At 74.9% G+C, this 495-nt stretch carries 1 other RNA gene; it reads left to right on the top strand.

Annotated features, from left to right (window positions below):
- Positions 1-46 precede the first annotated feature (46 nt).
- Positions 47-455, top strand: an RNA gene (rnpB, locus tag FOE67_RS28180) — RNase P RNA component class A.
- Positions 456-495: the final 40 nt, after the last annotated feature.

Genomic DNA, 495 nt, shown 5'->3' with positions numbered 1-495 from the left:
GGGTCGGGCGGGTGACCCCGGCCGGGTACGATGTGATCACGGCAGACGAGTCGCGCGGGCGGTCGCGTCGGCGCCCCCCGGGGCGTCGCCGAGGAACGTCCGGGCTCCGCAGGGCAGGGTGGTGGCTAACGGCCACCCGGGGCGACCCGCGAGACAGTGCCACAGAAAACAGACCGCCGGGGCCGTTTCGGCGGCACCCGGTAAGGGTGAAACGGTGGTGTAAGAGACCACCAGCGCCCGGGGTGACCCGGGCGGCTCGGTAAACCTCACCCGGAGCAAGGCCGAGAGGGACCGCCGCGAGGCGGTCCTGCGCGGACGATCGAGGGCTGCCCGCCCGAGTCCGCGGGTGGGCCGCTGGAGGCTGTCGGCAACGGCAGTCCTAGATGGATGACCGCCTCCCCCGGGGCCGCGAGGGCCCGGGGAGACAGAACCCGGCGTACAGCGCGACTCGTCTGCCGCTGTGCCGTGCCCCGCCGCACGCCGCACGCCGCCCCC

Source organism: Streptomyces calidiresistens (assembly GCF_014141525.1).
Lineage (GTDB): Bacteria > Actinomycetota > Actinomycetes > Streptomycetales > Streptomycetaceae > Streptomyces > Streptomyces calidiresistens.
Note: the sequence above shows the minus strand (reverse complement) of the source record. Positions and strands in the feature narration are given on the sequence as shown.